Source organism: Vreelandella songnenensis, assembly GCF_003002925.1.
Lineage (GTDB): Bacteria > Pseudomonadota > Gammaproteobacteria > Pseudomonadales > Halomonadaceae > Vreelandella > Vreelandella songnenensis.
Genome location: NZ_PVTK01000005.1, coordinates 270801 through 285681, shown reverse-complemented (window position 1 = coordinate 285681; position 14881 = coordinate 270801). Strand labels below are relative to the sequence as shown.

18 protein-coding genes are annotated in these 14881 nt (G+C 54.4%); 11 read left to right on the top strand and 7 right to left on the bottom strand.

Going from position 1 to position 14881, the window contains the following annotated elements:
* Positions 1–144 precede the first annotated feature (144 nt).
* From B0H98_RS10785 to flgA, 4 genes are all read right to left on the bottom strand, one after another.
* Complete coding sequence (locus tag B0H98_RS10785) at positions 145–885, bottom strand: SDR family NAD(P)-dependent oxidoreductase (RefSeq protein ID WP_106375061.1); 741 nt, start codon at positions 883–885, stop codon at positions 145–147.
* A gap of 75 nt (positions 886–960) precedes the next feature.
* On the bottom strand, positions 961–1410 hold the full coding sequence (locus B0H98_RS10780; RefSeq protein WP_106375060.1) for a flagella synthesis protein FlgN: 450 nt from the start codon (positions 1408–1410) through the stop codon (positions 961–963).
* 11 nt (positions 1411–1421) lie between these two features.
* Positions 1422–1688, bottom strand: a complete 267-nt coding sequence (gene flgM / locus B0H98_RS10775) for a flagellar biosynthesis anti-sigma factor FlgM (RefSeq protein WP_106375059.1) — start codon at positions 1686–1688, stop codon at positions 1422–1424.
* An 86-nt stretch (positions 1689–1774) separates the two neighbouring features.
* Entirely contained in the window at positions 1775–2488 is a 714-nt protein-coding gene (flgA, locus tag B0H98_RS10770; RefSeq protein WP_106375058.1) for a flagellar basal body P-ring formation chaperone FlgA, read from the bottom strand.
* A 192-nt stretch (positions 2489–2680) separates the two neighbouring features.
* Here flgA and flgB point away from each other — a divergent pair, with 192 nt between their 5' ends.
* The 11 genes from flgB to flgL all read left to right on the top strand — a co-directional run bounded on the left by flgB (position 2681) and on the right by flgL (position 12982).
* The gene (gene flgB, locus B0H98_RS10765; RefSeq protein WP_106375057.1) at positions 2681–3112 is read left to right on the top strand and encodes a flagellar basal body rod protein FlgB; all 432 of its coding nucleotides are present in this window, start codon (positions 2681–2683) and stop codon (positions 3110–3112) included.
* Between the two features lie 26 nt (positions 3113–3138).
* Positions 3139–3549 carry a flagellar basal body rod protein FlgC gene (gene flgC, locus B0H98_RS10760; protein WP_106375056.1) on the top strand — a complete coding sequence of 137 codons (411 nt, stop codon included), beginning with the start codon at positions 3139–3141 and terminating at the stop codon, positions 3547–3549.
* A 2-nt stretch (positions 3550–3551) separates the two neighbouring features.
* Positions 3552–4250: a flagellar hook assembly protein FlgD gene (locus B0H98_RS10755; RefSeq protein ID WP_106375055.1), complete on the top strand. Its 699-nt coding sequence runs from the start codon at positions 3552–3554 to the stop codon at positions 4248–4250.
* A 36-nt stretch (positions 4251–4286) separates the two neighbouring features.
* Positions 4287–5510, top strand: a complete 1224-nt coding sequence (gene flgE, locus B0H98_RS10750; RefSeq protein WP_106375054.1) for a flagellar hook protein FlgE — start codon at positions 4287–4289, stop codon at positions 5508–5510.
* A gap of 32 nt (positions 5511–5542) precedes the next feature.
* A complete protein-coding gene (locus tag B0H98_RS10745) occupies positions 5543–6301 on the top strand; it encodes a flagellar basal body rod protein FlgF (protein WP_106375053.1) in 759 nt (252 codons plus the stop codon).
* Positions 6302–6335: 34 nt separating this feature from the next.
* A complete protein-coding gene (gene flgG, locus B0H98_RS10740; protein WP_106375052.1) occupies positions 6336–7118 on the top strand; it encodes a flagellar basal-body rod protein FlgG in 783 nt (260 codons plus the stop codon).
* Between the two features lie 24 nt (positions 7119–7142).
* The gene (locus B0H98_RS10735; RefSeq protein ID WP_106375051.1) at positions 7143–7832 is read left to right on the top strand and encodes a flagellar basal body L-ring protein FlgH; all 690 of its coding nucleotides are present in this window, start codon (positions 7143–7145) and stop codon (positions 7830–7832) included.
* Positions 7833–7877: 45 nt separating this feature from the next.
* A complete protein-coding gene (locus tag B0H98_RS10730; RefSeq protein ID WP_106375050.1) occupies positions 7878–9008 on the top strand; it encodes a flagellar basal body P-ring protein FlgI in 1131 nt (376 codons plus the stop codon).
* Positions 9008–10030, top strand: a complete 1023-nt coding sequence (gene flgJ, locus B0H98_RS10725) for a flagellar assembly peptidoglycan hydrolase FlgJ (RefSeq protein WP_106375049.1) — start codon at positions 9008–9010, stop codon at positions 10028–10030. Before B0H98_RS10730 ends, flgJ begins: the two co-directional genes overlap by 1 nt.
* A gap of 61 nt (positions 10031–10091) precedes the next feature.
* On the top strand, positions 10092–11699 hold the full coding sequence (gene flgK / locus B0H98_RS10720; RefSeq protein ID WP_106375048.1) for a flagellar hook-associated protein FlgK: 1608 nt from the start codon (positions 10092–10094) through the stop codon (positions 11697–11699).
* Between the two features lie 17 nt (positions 11700–11716).
* Positions 11717–12982, top strand: coding sequence for a flagellar hook-associated protein FlgL (gene flgL / locus B0H98_RS10715; protein ID WP_106375047.1), 1266 nt, complete (start codon positions 11717–11719; stop codon positions 12980–12982).
* 61 nt (positions 12983–13043) lie between these two features.
* Here the strand turns inward: flgL and fliR are convergent, their stop codons facing one another.
* The 3 genes from fliR to fliP are packed head-to-tail and all read right to left on the bottom strand — an operon-like array spanning position 13044 to position 14881.
* Positions 13044–13835: a flagellar biosynthetic protein FliR gene (gene fliR / locus B0H98_RS10710; protein ID WP_106375046.1), complete on the bottom strand. Its 792-nt coding sequence runs from the start codon at positions 13833–13835 to the stop codon at positions 13044–13046.
* A 4-nt stretch (positions 13836–13839) separates the two neighbouring features.
* Positions 13840–14109 (bottom strand): flagellar biosynthesis protein FliQ, encoded by a 270-nt coding sequence (gene fliQ / locus B0H98_RS10705; protein WP_106375045.1) that lies wholly within the window; start codon positions 14107–14109, stop codon positions 13840–13842.
* 10 nt (positions 14110–14119) lie between these two features.
* The gene (gene fliP / locus B0H98_RS10700; RefSeq protein WP_106375044.1) at positions 14120–14881 is read right to left on the bottom strand and encodes a flagellar type III secretion system pore protein FliP; all 762 of its coding nucleotides are present in this window, start codon (positions 14879–14881) and stop codon (positions 14120–14122) included.

The following is a 14881-nucleotide window of genomic DNA, read 5'->3' as shown; positions in this document are numbered from 1 at the left end:
GTAGTGAAACCGCTTAGCGCCGATGGTAGTGTGGGGTCTCCCCATGCGAGAGTAGGTCATCGTCAGGCACTTATTGTGAAAAATCCCCCGGGGCTTACGCCTCGGGGGATTTTTTTATGCGTGGAAGAAAAAGTAGCACGCACGTTACCATTCAATGGGCTTTCCAGCCCAATCCCAGAAACTGCCGGTATCATCGGGTGTGCGCTGGGAGATAACCTGCAGTAGCTGATCTGCCACAAAATCAGGCGTAAACAGTTTTTCACTGGGTACGCGAGCTTGAAAAGGTTTTGAAAGCGATGTATCGGTGGTTCCCGGATGAAGACATAGGACGACTGACTGTGGATTAAGTCGTTTCAACTCGATCGCGGCGGTCTTGAGCAGCATATTATGCGCCGCCTTGCTTGCCCTGTAGCTATACCATCCGCCTAGCCTGTTATCACTAATAGACCCTACCCTGGCTGACAGGCTGGCAATCACGCAGGGGTGCGCTCCTTTAAAAGCATCTGTGAGTGCGGCGATGAGTAGCGCAGGCGTAAACGCGTTGACCTGCATCACAGCCTGTAGATGCTCAAGGCTCAGCTGGTCGAGCCGCTTTTCGGGTTGAAGCTTTCGAGTGCCGTCATGCAGCAACCCAAGCGCATTGAAGAATAGGTGAACTGGCTGACCAGCCAATTGCTCTTGTAAAGTATGGCGGCCTTCAGCCGTGGTTACATCAAGCGTCAGTGAAAGTACCCGCGGGTCATCCACTATAAAGGGTTGTCGGGTCACCGCTATGACGCGACCTGCATGGGAAGAGGATAAAAGCTTTTTTAAAACCGCGTGACCGATACCACCAGAGGCACCGGTAATCAGAGCGGTAAAGCGTTCGGGGAGTGTATCCAGCATGGGCGAGCCTGATAAGAAGAGAAGGCTCTTATTGAAGCGGCTGAGAAAAGATCTGTCTAGCGGTTGGTTCTATGCCTAAGCGGAAGCGTTGATTCTTCCAGACTGTGCTCGCGTACGGCCATCCGGCTTGTAGAGCGTCTTTTCGGCGATCTGACGTATATAATCGAGCATTTCTTGATTATGTTTCATGCGCAAAGAGAGCATTTGCCCGGTCAGCTCGTTCATGCGCGCTACTCGCTCGGTTTTTTCGAGCAGCGTTTCCCAGGTATCCTGGCAGTTGCCATCACGCGCGGCGGCCCTGGCGCCATCGGCACTTTCTTCGTAACCAAGACGTTTCTGCACGCTATGTCGAAGCGTTTCAATGCGCTCAATGTCAGCAAGCAGCGCCTGCTTGTTCATCGCGAGGCTTGCCAGCGCCTCACCATCGATATCACCCTGCGTCAAAAGCGTTTGCTCACGCGACAGCAGAACCGTGAGTTCTTCAAGGCGCTGGTGCTGATCAGAAAGCAAGCGAGCAAGGCTCATAACTATCTATCCTATGATTCGGTAAGGTTGGCGATCAAACCATCGGCAATGCGCTCGGCGCTCATTTCAAGGCGACCATCGCGAATGGCGTCGCGTATTTCCTGAACTTTTGCCATGTCGATATCGTGCGTTTCATCAAAACGCGACTGACTAAGCTGAGTTGATTCACGCGTAGTATTGCCGGATTCAACTGGCTTGGAGCTACCCGCTTTTTGAGTCTCATCGCGCTGGTGAGCCTGATTGGCACGTAGCAGCGGATTTGCATTTTCAATTTTCACGTTGTGTGCCTCATCTGGTCAGCGTCTTGTATTGGGCGCAGTGTTAACAACTATCGGCGCTGGTGGATAAAACTTTAGACTCGGAATTAAAAATCCACCACTAATATTCCTTGCTCGGTAACGCGGGCAGTTAAAATTTCGCGCGATTCAAAACGTACGCGAACGCGATCCCCAAGTCCGCCATCCTCAAGTGCTTCCCCTTCACGAGCAACGCGAAAAGAGCTGCCTTGCGCAATGACCGTTACGCGCTGACCACGTTTGACAAGAGCTGGTGTCTGTAACGCATTGGCCTGAAATGCACTACCGCTTCGAATCGGGCGTTGTGCAATCTTGCCTAGGATGTCTGCTTCATCAATCAGCGCCTGGGAGGAGAGCGCGCTCAAGCTACCACTTTGCCTGGCAAGCATATCCTGTGTGATCAGCGTGCCTCGCTCTATATCGTGCTGGGCGACCCAGTACCCACCAATGACATCGATCTGAGCCTGAAGGTAGCGTATCTGCTGCTGTGCTTCACCACAGCGAACGCCTACCGATACACGACCCAGGGGTGGTTGACCCGCATTAGGAAGAAAAGGTTCCGGCCTGATACAGGGAGGGAGATGAGGGGAGGGGGGGCGAACATCGATGACCACTTCCTCACCGAGTGCCTGTGTCTGCTCGTAGAGAAACTGATGCACTCTCTGCATCAGCTCATCATCTGCTTGAGCGTGAGCCGTATGGATAAGCAGGCCTGCGCCCAAGAGCGCATAGCACATTAATACTGCCAGGCGGCGGAAAGTAACGTGCAGCGGGTAAGGCATGAAACGATGCTCACTGAAGGGGCAGGTAAGGGAGAATAGCTAGCAAGTTTAACGAAAAGGTATGACAGGAAACACGCGAAATGCTGGTGTAAACACGAGCTGTTCCATGCTTTGGGCTGACATTCTAGCGCGTATTCTCCACCATCAATAAATTCCATCATATTTTTGCCTCCCGGCCAGCGAGGGTTCGGCATGCTTGATCAGCTAGAGTCTGCTTTTAACTACCATCAACGGGCACTGGGCCTGCGCCAGGCGCGTCACGAAGTGCTGGCTGCCAATATTGCCAATGCCGATACGCCTAACTATAAGGCGCGGGATATCGACTTTGCCAGCGAACTTAAAAAAGCGGTTGAAGGTGGTGCTACTGGGCAGGGTAGCCAGGGTGGCTTGGCGCTAGCGCGCACTTCCGAGCGCCATCTGCAAGGTGCCGGGCCCACTTGGCAGGGCGTTGGTAGTACGGATCTTCTTTACCGGATTCCCGACCAGCCGAGTCTGGATGGCAATACGGTAGATATGGATCGCGAGCGCACTCAGTTTGCTGACAATGCGGTGCGTTATCAGGCGGCGCTGACCATCATGAACCGCCGTATCCAGGGTTTGAAAAACGCGATGCAGCCTGAGTAGGCAAGCCAATTGCGGAGGAGATAAGTATGTCGATGTTTTCAGCGTTTGATGTGGCCGGTTCTGCCATGAGCGCCCAGTCACAGCGCATGAACGTTACCGCCAGCAATATGGCCAATGCCGACAGCATTGCCGGGCCCGACGGTGAAACCTATCGTGCCAAGCAGGTGATGTTTGAGTCCCAGGCGCAGAATACCCGCTACGGTGTGGGTGGCGTACGGGTTGCCGAAATTGTCGAAGATGACTCACCGTTACGCCTTGAATATATGCCGAACCATCCCGCAGCGGATGAAGATGGCTATGTCGCCAAGCCTAACGTGGAGCCAGTACATGAAATGGTAAACATGATTTCTGCGTCTCGCTCCTACCAGGCGAACGTCGAAGTTTTTAATACCACAAAGCAGATGATGATACAGACACTGTCCCTGGGTGAGGGGTAAGCATGAGTACTATTGATACGAGCGTTTTAAATGGCGTTAACGGCGGTAGCACCAGCACCAATGGGGCGTCTGCCCGCCGATCGGATGATCTACGCGATAGCTTCATGACTTTGCTGATCACCCAGCTACAGAATCAGGATCCGCTGAATCCAATGGAAAACGCGGAAATGACCTCGCAGCTGGCACAGATCAATACGGTCAGCGGCATTGAAGAGCTGAACAGTACGCTCAAGGGTATTACCCAGCAGATGGATGCCTCAAGGACGTTGCAGGCTGCAGGCCTGATCGACAAGGCAGTGCTGGTACCCGGCAATAGCGTAATGGTAAGCGTTGATGAAACGAATGGCTCTTACGCCACGCCTTTTGGTATTGAGCTGGGATCCCCCGCTGACAACGTGGTAGCCACTATCGTCAGTAAAGCCGGTGAAGTGGTTTACACCAAGGATCTGGGTGCGGTAGCGGCAGGCGTCGAGTCCTTTAGTTGGGGCGGATTGACGAACGAGGGCGCGGCGGTACCGGCAGGCGCCTATAGCGTCAATTTCAAGGCGACGAATGCCAAAGGTGAGCTGATGGAGTCACGAGCGCTCAACTATGCGCTGGTGCAGGGTGTTTCGCCCGGCGCAGGTGGCAACGATGTTCGTCTGGATCTGGGCGCGATCTACGGTCAGGTAGCGCTTGATCAAATTAAACAAATTCTTTGATTATTCGCTAAACAACCTCTTTTTCAGGAGAACATCATGAGCTTCTCACAAGCACTCAGCGGCCTAAACGCGCAACGTGAAAAACTAGGCGCCATTGGCAACAACATTGCCAACTCACAAACCGTTGGTTTTAAAAGCTCCGACGTACAGTTCGCGGATGTCTTCGCCGAATCGCGTATCGGACTTGGCGTGCGTACTGCGGCAGTACTTCAGGACTTTTCGCAAGGCAATATCGAGTCTTCGTCGCGTAATATGGACTTGGCCATTGCGGGAGAAGGCTTTTTTCGCTTTCAGCAGCCCAATGGAGAAGTAGGCTATTCGCGTAACGGCCAACTAACCATGACGGCCAATGGCCGATTGGTGAATGCCCAGGGCGCGCAAATCATGGGCTATCCGGCCGATGCAGCAGGTAATGTTCAGGCTGGCGGTGCTGTACAACCGTTATTGGTTGATGCAACAGGGTTGGCTGCCAATGCTACTACGCAGTTGAATGTTCAGCTTAATCTTGACTCTGGTCAGCCAGGAATGAATCCTGCTGCATTTGATGCTGGCAATGGCAGTACATACAACTACTCGACTAACGCAACCGTTTTTGACTCCCAGGGTAACGCGCGCAACTTGAACCTTTATTTTATAAAAGATGAAGGTGCGGTAAATGCCTGGCAAGTACGTGGACGTCTCAGCGGTGGGCCAAGTGATGCTCAAGTCTATGAGAACCTTAACCTGGGTTCTTTGGCTTTTAACCAAAACGGTACTTTGCAAACTGATGGCTCGACGCCCCTAAACATCAATACGGGCGAGTTCGGCACTGCTTTCGAAAATCTGGGCATTGCGTTCAACTTTCAGGGCTCCACCCAGTTTGCAGAAAGCTCGACGGTTAACGACACCAACCAGAATGGCTACGCCTCGGGGTCACTGGTCGGTATTACCATCCAGGATGATGGCACCATCATGCGCAACTACTCCAACGAGCAGTCGCTTGCTGCCGGCCAAGTGGCACTGGTCAGTTTCCGTAACCCGGAAGGGTTGAAGCCCGAGGGCAATAATCTGTGGACCTCCACCGCTTCGTCCGGTCAGGAACTGGTTGGCGCGCCGGGCACCGGTCTGCGCGGTCTTATCCAGCCCAGCGCGACTGAAACCTCGAACGTGGACTTGGCACGTGAGCTGGTGGACATGATCGTGGCACAGCGTGCCTATCAGGCGAATTCACAGACCATCAGTACTCAGGATGAACTCCTGCAAACCATTATCAACCTTTGATAACGGGTCATTTCTGTAAGGAGTAGGCCAGCGTGGATCGGATGCTTTATACCGCCATGAGCGGTGCTAAAAACGCCATGGACCAGCAGTCGGTGGTGACCAACAACCTGTCCAATGTGACCACGACGGGCTTTCGTGCCCAGTTGCAGGCAGCGCGTTCGGTACCTGTTCAAGGCGACGCGCTGCTGGCAACGCGCACCTCGGTGGTCACGACCACGCCAGGCAGTGATTTTTCCCAGGGGCCGGTTGAGTTTACCGGCCGTGCGCTGGACGTGGCGATGCAGGGTGGCGCCTGGATGGCGGTATTGGCGGATGATGGTACCGAAACCTATACCAAGCGGGGCGATCTTCAGCTCGACAGCGACGGTGTACTGCTGAACGTCGGGCGCCCGGTCATGGGCGACGGTGGTCCGATTGCGGTCCCTCAGGGCGCGCAGCTATCCATTGGTGCCGATGGCACGGTCAGTGCCATTCCTGCAGGCGAAGGCCCTGAAGCGCTGGTTGAAGTTGGCCGTATCAAGCTGGTAACGCCTGATGAACAGGTGCTGACCCGCGGTGATGATGGCCTGTTTCGTGGACCGCTCAATGAAGAAGGGGCGCCAGGTGCCCTGCCGGGTGATGAGAATGCTCGCCTGGTGAGTGGCGCACTTGAAGGCAGTAACGTCAGCGCCGTGGATGCCATGGTGTCGATGATCGACGTTGCCCGGCGCTACGACATGCAAATGAAGATGCTCAGCACCGCTGACGAAAACGCTCAGCGCGCCAACAGCATTCTCTCCATTCAGGGCTAAACCCTAGCCTCTTGTTCAAGGGAACACGAATCTCATGATTACTTCTTTATGGACCGCCAAGACCGGGCTTGAGTCCCAGCAGACCAAGCTGGACGTTATCTCCAATAACCTGGCCAACGTCAGCACCAATGGGTTCAAGCGCTCGCGTCCGGTATTTGAAGACCTGTTGTATCAGAACATGCGTCAGCCTGGCGCCCAGAACAACATTCAGGATCGCCTGCCCTCCGGTATGCAGGTGGGTACCGGGGTTCGCGCCGTGGCCACTGAGCGTCTGCATACTCAGGGCGGTTTGGAACAGACAGAAAATTCGCGTGACCTGGCCATCAACGGCGAAGGCTTCTTTCAGGTACTGCTGCCGGATGGCACCACGGGCTATACCCGAGACGGCAGCTTTCAGCTCAATGAAAATGGCCAGATGGTAACCGCCAACGGCTATCCGCTGGAGCCGGCCATTTTCGTGCCCGAGAATGCCCTGGCCGTGACGATCGCCGAAGATGGCACGGTAAGCGTCCGTCAGCCGGGGATCGCTCTGGATAATAACGTGGGTCAAATTACGCTGACCTCGTTCATCAATCCAGCGGGTCTGGAGAGTGTCGGCGGTAACCTTTATCTGGAAACCGGCGCTTCCGGCGCACCGAATGAGAACATACCTGGTAACAATGGTGCCGGCCGCCTTTTCCAAGGCTTTGTGGAAACGTCGAACGTGAACGTTGTGGAAGAGATGGTCAGCATGATCCAGACGCAGCGTGCCTATGAAATCAACAGTCGGGCCGTGTCGACCAGCGATGAAATGCTGGCGCGACTGAGCCAGCTCTAAGCGCGTCTTGAGGTCTATTGAGCCATGCGGGAATTGAACTATCTTGGCCGTCGGCTAGGCGTTATCGCTGTGCTGTTTTTTATACTGGTAGCCGCGGGCTGCGCACAGATACCCCGTGCTTCGGTTGTGGGCGAACAGGAGCAGATCGATATCGTGGATCGCCCGCCGCCCGTTCCTAACGGCTCAATCTACCAGGCGCGGCGTGGTTATCAGCCTCTGTTTGAAGACCGCCGCCCCAGAGCCATGGGCGATATTCTCACTATCGTGCTGGATGAGCAGGTAAGCGCGAGCAAGAACGCGCGCTCGAATGCCAACCGTACCGGCAGCTCCACACTGGAGCTTGCCCAGCTACCCGACGTTCTCGATGCCCTGGCTGAGTATGGCTTTGATGTTTCTGGGGCGAGCGATTTTGCTGGTGGTGGGGGCGCCCAGGCGAACAACTCCTTTACCGGTACGATTACCGTATCGGTTCTGGAGGTCATGAATAATGGCAACCTGCGGGTAAGAGGTGAAAAGCAGATAGCCATCAACCAGGGAACGGAGTTTATCCGTTTCTCGGGCGTGGTGAATCCTCGGACGATAACGACCCAGAATACGGTGCCGTCCACCCAGGTAGCCGATGCTCGCATTGAGTATGTGGGGGATGGCTATATCAATGAAGCGCAGCACATGGGATGGCTACAGCGCTTTTTCCTGAATGTTTCGCCTTTCTAGCAGTGCCTGGAAGGTCACACAGCAGAGTAATCCAGAGTGATGGCAATGCGGCTAAATGGTTTTCGATCGGTTAAAAGACGCCTGGCTCAACTGGGTAGCGTGATGCTTGTATGTCTGCTTGCTCTCCCGGCTCATGCTGAGCGCATTCGCGAGCTGGCCAACTTTGCAGGCGTGCGCGATAACCAGCTGGTGGGGTACGGGCTGGTCGTGGGGCTGGACAGCACGGGCGACCAGACGACCCAGGCACCCTTTACCGGCCAGAGCTTGACAAACATGCTGTCGCAACTGGGCGTGACCATTCCGCCGGGCACCAACATGCAGCTGCGAAACGTAGCCGCGGTGATGGTGACCGCCGATCTACCGCCTTTTTCGCGCCCCGGCCAGCGCCTGGATATCGTGGTTTCATCGATTGCCAACGCGCGCAGCTTGCGTGGCGGTACGCTTCTAATGACACCCCTGAAAGGTGCTGATGGCGATACCTATGCCATTGCCCAAGGCAATATGCTGGTAGGTGGTGCGGGTGCTCAGGCGGGCGGCAGTAGCGTACAGATCAATCAGCAGGCCTCGGGGCGCATCCCGGGCGGAGCGCTGGTCGAGCGCGAAGTGCCGCTCAATCTAGGTGGCAATGGTGGCCTGCTGGAATTGCAGCTGAACGAGGCTGATTTTGGCACCGTGCAGCGTATGGTATCCGCCATCAACAGCGAGTTCGGTCAATCGGTAGCCTACGCCCGTGACGGCCGTGTAATTGCCTTGGATGGCCCGCTTGACCCCAATGCACGGGTCAATTTCATGGCGCGGGTCGAAAATGTACAGGTTACGCCCACAGAGGCTCCGGCACGCGTAGTGCTCAATTCACGCACGGGTTCTGTGGTCATGAACAGTGCCGTGACCCTGCGTCAGGCGGCCGTGGCCCATGGCAGCCTGTCCATCATGATCGATTCACGCTTTGGCGTAAGCCAGCCAGCGCCCTTGGGGCAAGGGCAGACGGTCGTGGTACCGGATGCCGACATCAATATTGAGCAGCAGGAAGCCTACCTGCAGATTGTCGAAGGGGCTCAGCTTAACGAAGTGGTCAACGCATTGAATGCGCTAGGCGCCACCCCTCAGGATCTGATGTCGATACTGGAAGCGCTGAAAGCGTCCGGCTCCCTGCGCGCTGAGCTGGAGGTCATTTGATGAGTATTTCCAATGACATGACCAGCCAGTTTGCACTTGATGTGCAAGGCTTCCAGCGTTTGCAGCACACCGCACGCATCGATCCTGAGGCCGGTGTCCACTCCGCCGCGCAGCAGTTCGAGGCGCTCTTTGTGCAAATGATGATGAAGAGCATGCGGGATGCCATTCCGACTTCTGACCTGATGAGCAGCTCTACTACCGATACTTATCAGCAGATGCTGGACCAGCAGTGGTCACAGGTTATTGCCTCGAAGGGAATGGGCCTCGCCGACGTACTGGTAGAGCAGCTGCAGCGCCAGGGCGCTATCGGTGGAGCGCCCAAGGCGGATAAGGAGCTTCAGGCGCTGATTGCCGGCATCCCGCGGGGTACGCCCCGCGTGCTGGATGGTGCACTGCAGCCTCAAGGTGAGCGCGCGGTGGGAGCTCAGGCGGATGGTCGATTCCTGAGCGAGCTTGAAGCCATTCGCGAAAAAGCCATCGCCGAGGCATCAGGACCTGCCATATCTCGTTCATCGGTATCCACCAACGCGCCAGATCATGTCCAACGGTTCCTGGACAAGCTTGCCACGCCTGCCCAGGCTGCCAGTCGGGTCAGCGGTGTACCGGCTGAGCTGATTCTGGCCCAGGCTGCGCTGGAAACGGGCTGGGGGCGGCACGAGATAGCTACCCGCCAGGGTGGCAATAGCCATAATCTCTTTGGTATCAAGGCAGGAAGCCATTGGCGTGGAGAAACCACCGATATCGTGACACACGAATATATCAATGGGCGGCGTACTCAGGTAGTGGATACCTTCCGTGTTTACGATTCATTCGAGCACTCGCTTACCGACTATGCCAATCTGATAGGTAAAAATGCGCGTTATGCAGGTGTGGTGCAGGCGGGCAGCGCCGAACAGGCGGCCCACGCACTTCAGCAGGGCGGGTATGCAACGGATCCACGCTATGCACAGAAGCTTATCGCCGTGATGAACACGATGGGCACGCTACCTGACGCAGGTACCTTACTGGCCGATTCCCGCTAGCGGTTCTCAAGTTTTTCAGAATGCTGCCGATAAAGTGGGTATCGGTTTGAGGATATAAATTATGAGCATGTTTTCTGTTGGTTTAAGCGGCCTGAACGCGGCGCAAAATGCCCTGAACACGACCAGCAATAATATCAGCAACGTGTTTACGCCAGGTTATAACCGCGAGCTTGCCCAATTAGGGGAAGGGCGCACTGGTGGCGGCGTTCGCGTTGACAGTATCGAACGTCAGTTCAATACTTATGTGGCCAATCAGTTAAACAATGCCAAGACCCAATCCAGCGCGCTGAACACCTACAATAACCAGATTTCGCAGATAGATAATTTGTTGGCAGATCGAGGTGCGGGTCTTTCGCCGCTCATGCAGAATTTTTTCTCTTCTCTGGATGCGGTGGCAAGTGCGCCTTCTGATCCGGCGGCTCGCCAGGGCGTGCTCGGGACTGCCAATACTCTGAGCTCCCAGTTCCGCTCTTTTGATGGCTATCTGCAGGATATGCAGAACAACATCAATAGTCAGATAAAGGATGAAGTTACCCAGATCAATAATACGGTCGAGCAGATCGCCGGGCTGAATAAAGAGATCTCCCTTGCAAGGGCGCGCTCAGGTGAGGCTCCTAATAGCCTATTGAACCAACGTGACAAGCTTGTCTCCGATCTCAACGAACGTATGGATCTGCGTCTGAACGTGCAGGATGGCAAGACCTACAATATCAGTTTGCCCAATGGCCAGCCGCTGGTCACTGGTACCAGCTCGTTCAAGCTTACTACCATGCAGGCCGACTATGATCCTCAGCGCACCGTGGTGGGCTATCGAGATGGCGGCGGCAATGTTATTCAGTTAGAGGAGTCGGCCATCAAAGGCGGCGCACTTGGCGGGCTGATGACCTTCCGTTCCGAAACGCTGGACAAGACTCAGAACCAGATCGGTCAACTGGCGGTTTCGCTGTCGGTAGCCTTCAACGAACAGCACAAGCAGGGCATCGATCTCAACGGGAATGAAGGCGAGGACTTCTTCAGGGTGCGTGCCCCCCAAGCGTACAGCCATGCGGGTAACAGTACCAATATAGATACAATCGGGTTCGATGCCGCTAATATAAATCAGCTGCGTGCTACCGATTATACCGTCAGTTATAGCGATGATGCATTTACTGTGACGCGTAATGACAGTGGTGCCAGCGTCGATTTTGAATGGGAAAATGATACGCTTTCATTTGGTGGTATCAATATTTCTTTTGCAGGCATGCCCGTTAATGGCGACACGTTTGAAGTTCAGCCAGTACGGCGCGCAGGCAGTGGTATGGATGTCAATATTACGGATCTTGACAAGATCGCTGCCGGCTCGGAAGCTTCTTCCGGCGACAACCGCAATGCCCTGGCGCTTCAAGAGCTTCAAAGTAAAAATATTGTAGGTGGTAGCGCATCGGTAAGCGGTGCTTATGGTGCCCTGGTAAGTGATGTAGGTAACCGTGCTAATATTACTCAAGTAAACCTGGAGGCCCGCCAGGGGCTGACAGATCAACTGCGCGCGGTTCAGCAGTCAGAATCCGGGGTCAATCTGGATGAAGAGGCCGCCAACCTGATTCGTTACCAACAGTACTATATGGCTAATGCGCGGGTTATTGATACCGCAGGCTCCATTATGGATACCATCCTGAACCTGCGTAGCTAATTTTAGGAGTCCCTGTTATGCGTATTAGCAGCGTCACCATGTTCGAGCAGAGCACGGCATCTATGAATCGCCAGCAGAGCGATTTCCTGAAAGTTAATCAACAGCTTGCCAGCGGACGAAAAGTGGTTAACCCGTCCGACAACCCACAGGCCGCTTCACGGGCTGTGGGAGTCGATCAGTCGATGTCCATGAATGAGCAGTACAAGAATGCCCGTGTTTCGGCGCGTAACTCCATTCAACAAAGTGAAAGCGTCCTCCATAGCATGACTGACGCTGTCAGCAGTGCAAAATCGCTTCTGATACAAGCATCCAGCGATGCTTTAACCGACTCTAACCGCGCCTCTATTGCTAGTGAGTTAAAAGGGGTCTATGAGACCTTGATTGGTCAAGCGAACGCCGCGGATGGTAATGGTAGCTATCTCTTTGGTGGCTATAAAGATAATGCTCCTCCCTTTACCAGAGCTGCGGGTGGAAATGTAAGTTATATCGGTGGTGATATTAATCGCGAACAGCAGGTTGATGCCTCACGCCGTATACCTGTGGGCGACAATGGCAAGGCCGTCTTCCAGAGCGTTCCCAGTGGAGCAGGCTATGTCGCGACTGCCATCAAGGAAGATAATTCTGTCAATGCGGGCAGTGTGACGTTCATAGGTCCTCAAATAACCAATGTCAACGATGAGGGTTACGGGAGTGACTATCGTCTTTCATTCGGTGGAACTGAAGAGGCGCCTACTTACACCGTAGAGCGTTTTGACAAGGCATCAGGCTCGTGGGGTGGCATGCCGGGTCAGGTTGAGCAGCCGTATGCTCAGGATGGCTCGGGTAAGCAGCAGATCTCATTTGGCGGAATGAATATTTCGCTTGAAGGTAAAGCGCAAAGCGGCGATCAGATTTTGGTGGCCAAGGCGAATAGTGAGCAGCGCGGCCCCGACCTATTTAGAACGCTCGAGTCAGCCATTCGTGTACTGGAAAACCCAGCCGAGAACGATGTCGATAAAGCGCAGCGGCGTAACACGCTTAACTCTTCTATTCGTGAGCTCGACAATGCGTTTGATAACATTTCGTCTGTTCGCGCGTCTGCGGGTGCCCGGCTTAATGAATTGGATGTTATCGATGCTGTGGGCGTAAACCGGATGATGAACTACACGCAGACGCTGTCTGATCTTGTGGATCTGGATTATGCGGAAGCGATTTCTGAATACAGCTTGCGACAAGTGGGCCTGCAGGCTGCGCAGAAGACGTTCGTAGATATGAAAAGCATGTCGCTATTCAACTATATGTAAATCAGGCTGTACGTGTGCCGTATTACCCCATCCCCCTTGAGGCTAAAAGCTTCAAGGGGGATTAGTTTAAGGGGGCCATGGCTTCTATCAGCGTTTGCATCATGCCGAGCCCCTGACTGAACAGCGATTGCAAAAAACGGCCAATATCGGTCATTAACACCATCAAGAGCGTAAGGCCAACGATCAGCGAGGTAGGAAAGCCGATATTGAACACCGTCAGCTGAGGAGCAGAACGGTTAAGAATGCCAAGCGCCAAGTTGATAATCAGTAGCGGCCCTACTAAAGGTAGCGCCAGCAGCATGCCCGAGGCAAAAATGGTGCCTGCATAGCGAGCCAGCAGCTCAAAGGCGTTTGGATTGAGGCCTTCCATGCCGATAGGCAGTGTCTCAAAGCTCATTACCAGCGTTTCAAGCACCATCAGGTGACCGTTAAACGCTAGAAACATCAGCAGCGTGATCATGTACAAGATACGCGACAGCACCATGATATTGGTACCGCTTGAAGCGTCAAAGAAACTGGCAAACCCCAAGCCCATCTGCAAACCGATATACTCGCCCGCCGCTTGAACAACCGCCAGTATGATGTGCATGACCAAACCAATGGCCAGGCCGATCACTATCTGCTCGACCATGATCCCGATTCCCGCCCAGGACATGATGGCCACGTTGGGCATGGCTGGCAGAATAGGTGCGATGACAATACTGACCAGAACGGCCAAACCCACCTTGGCCTGATTGGGAATACTGGAATGTCCCCACAGCGGTGCGGCGGCCATGAAGGCCGTGATACGCGCAAAGGGCCATAAGAAGGCGATAAGCCAGCCCTGCAGCTGGGCGAAGGTGACCTCAACCACCTTGCTACATCACCATGTTGGGGATGTTGGTAAATAGCCGATAGGTAAAATCGGTGATCAGACCGATCAGCCAAGGACCCGCCAATACAAGAACGGCAAACACGGCTAACACCTTGGGAATAAAGGTCAGGGTCATTTCATTGATCTGGGTAGCTGCCTGGAAGAGACTGATGATCAACCCCGTGAAGAGCGCTGCGAGCAATATGGGGCTTGCCAGCAGCAGCGTTACGCGCATGCCCTGGTAAGCTATGCTCATCACCATTTCAGGGGTCATCTTAGTGCTCCTAGATTGTGTAAAAGCTTTCGGCCAGCGAACCAATGATCAGTTGCCAGCCATCCACCAGGATAAAAAGCATCAACTTGAAGGGCAGCGAAATAGTGACCGGCGGTACCATCATCATACCCAACGCCATGAGCGTGCTCGCCACGACCAGGTCGATAATCAGAAAAGGAATGAAGACCGTAAAGCCGATCTGAAAAGCCGTCTTGAGCTCGCTGGTGACAAACGCCGGCAGCAGCACGCGCATGGGCAGCTCCTCCGGGCCTTGCATTGGGCCTACATCGGCCAGACGAACAAACAGGGCAATGTCGGGCTCGCGGGTTTGAGCCAACATGAATTCACGAAACGGCAACTGAGCAAGTTGCAGGAATTCCTCGAAATTGATGGTCTCGTTCGATAACGGCTGCCAGGCAGTGTCATACACCTGGGCGATGACGGGCGACATGATGAAAAAGGTTAAAAACAGTGCAATGCCCAGCAAGACCTGGTTGGGCGGCGTCGATTGAGTGCCCATAGCCGTGCGCAGCAGGCTTAACACAATGATGATCCGTGTAAAGCTGGTCATCATCAAAAGCATCGCGGGCAAAAAGGCCAGAGAGCTTAAAAACAGCAGTGTTTGAAGGGAGAGAGACCACTGCTGGCCGCCATCTTCCATGGGTTGGGAAATAATACCTGGCAGCTGCTGAGCGTAGGCGGGGGTCATCAGTATGCCAAGTGCAATCGCAATGCCGAGCAGCAAGCGCCAAAGGGGCCGAGAAAAATGCAT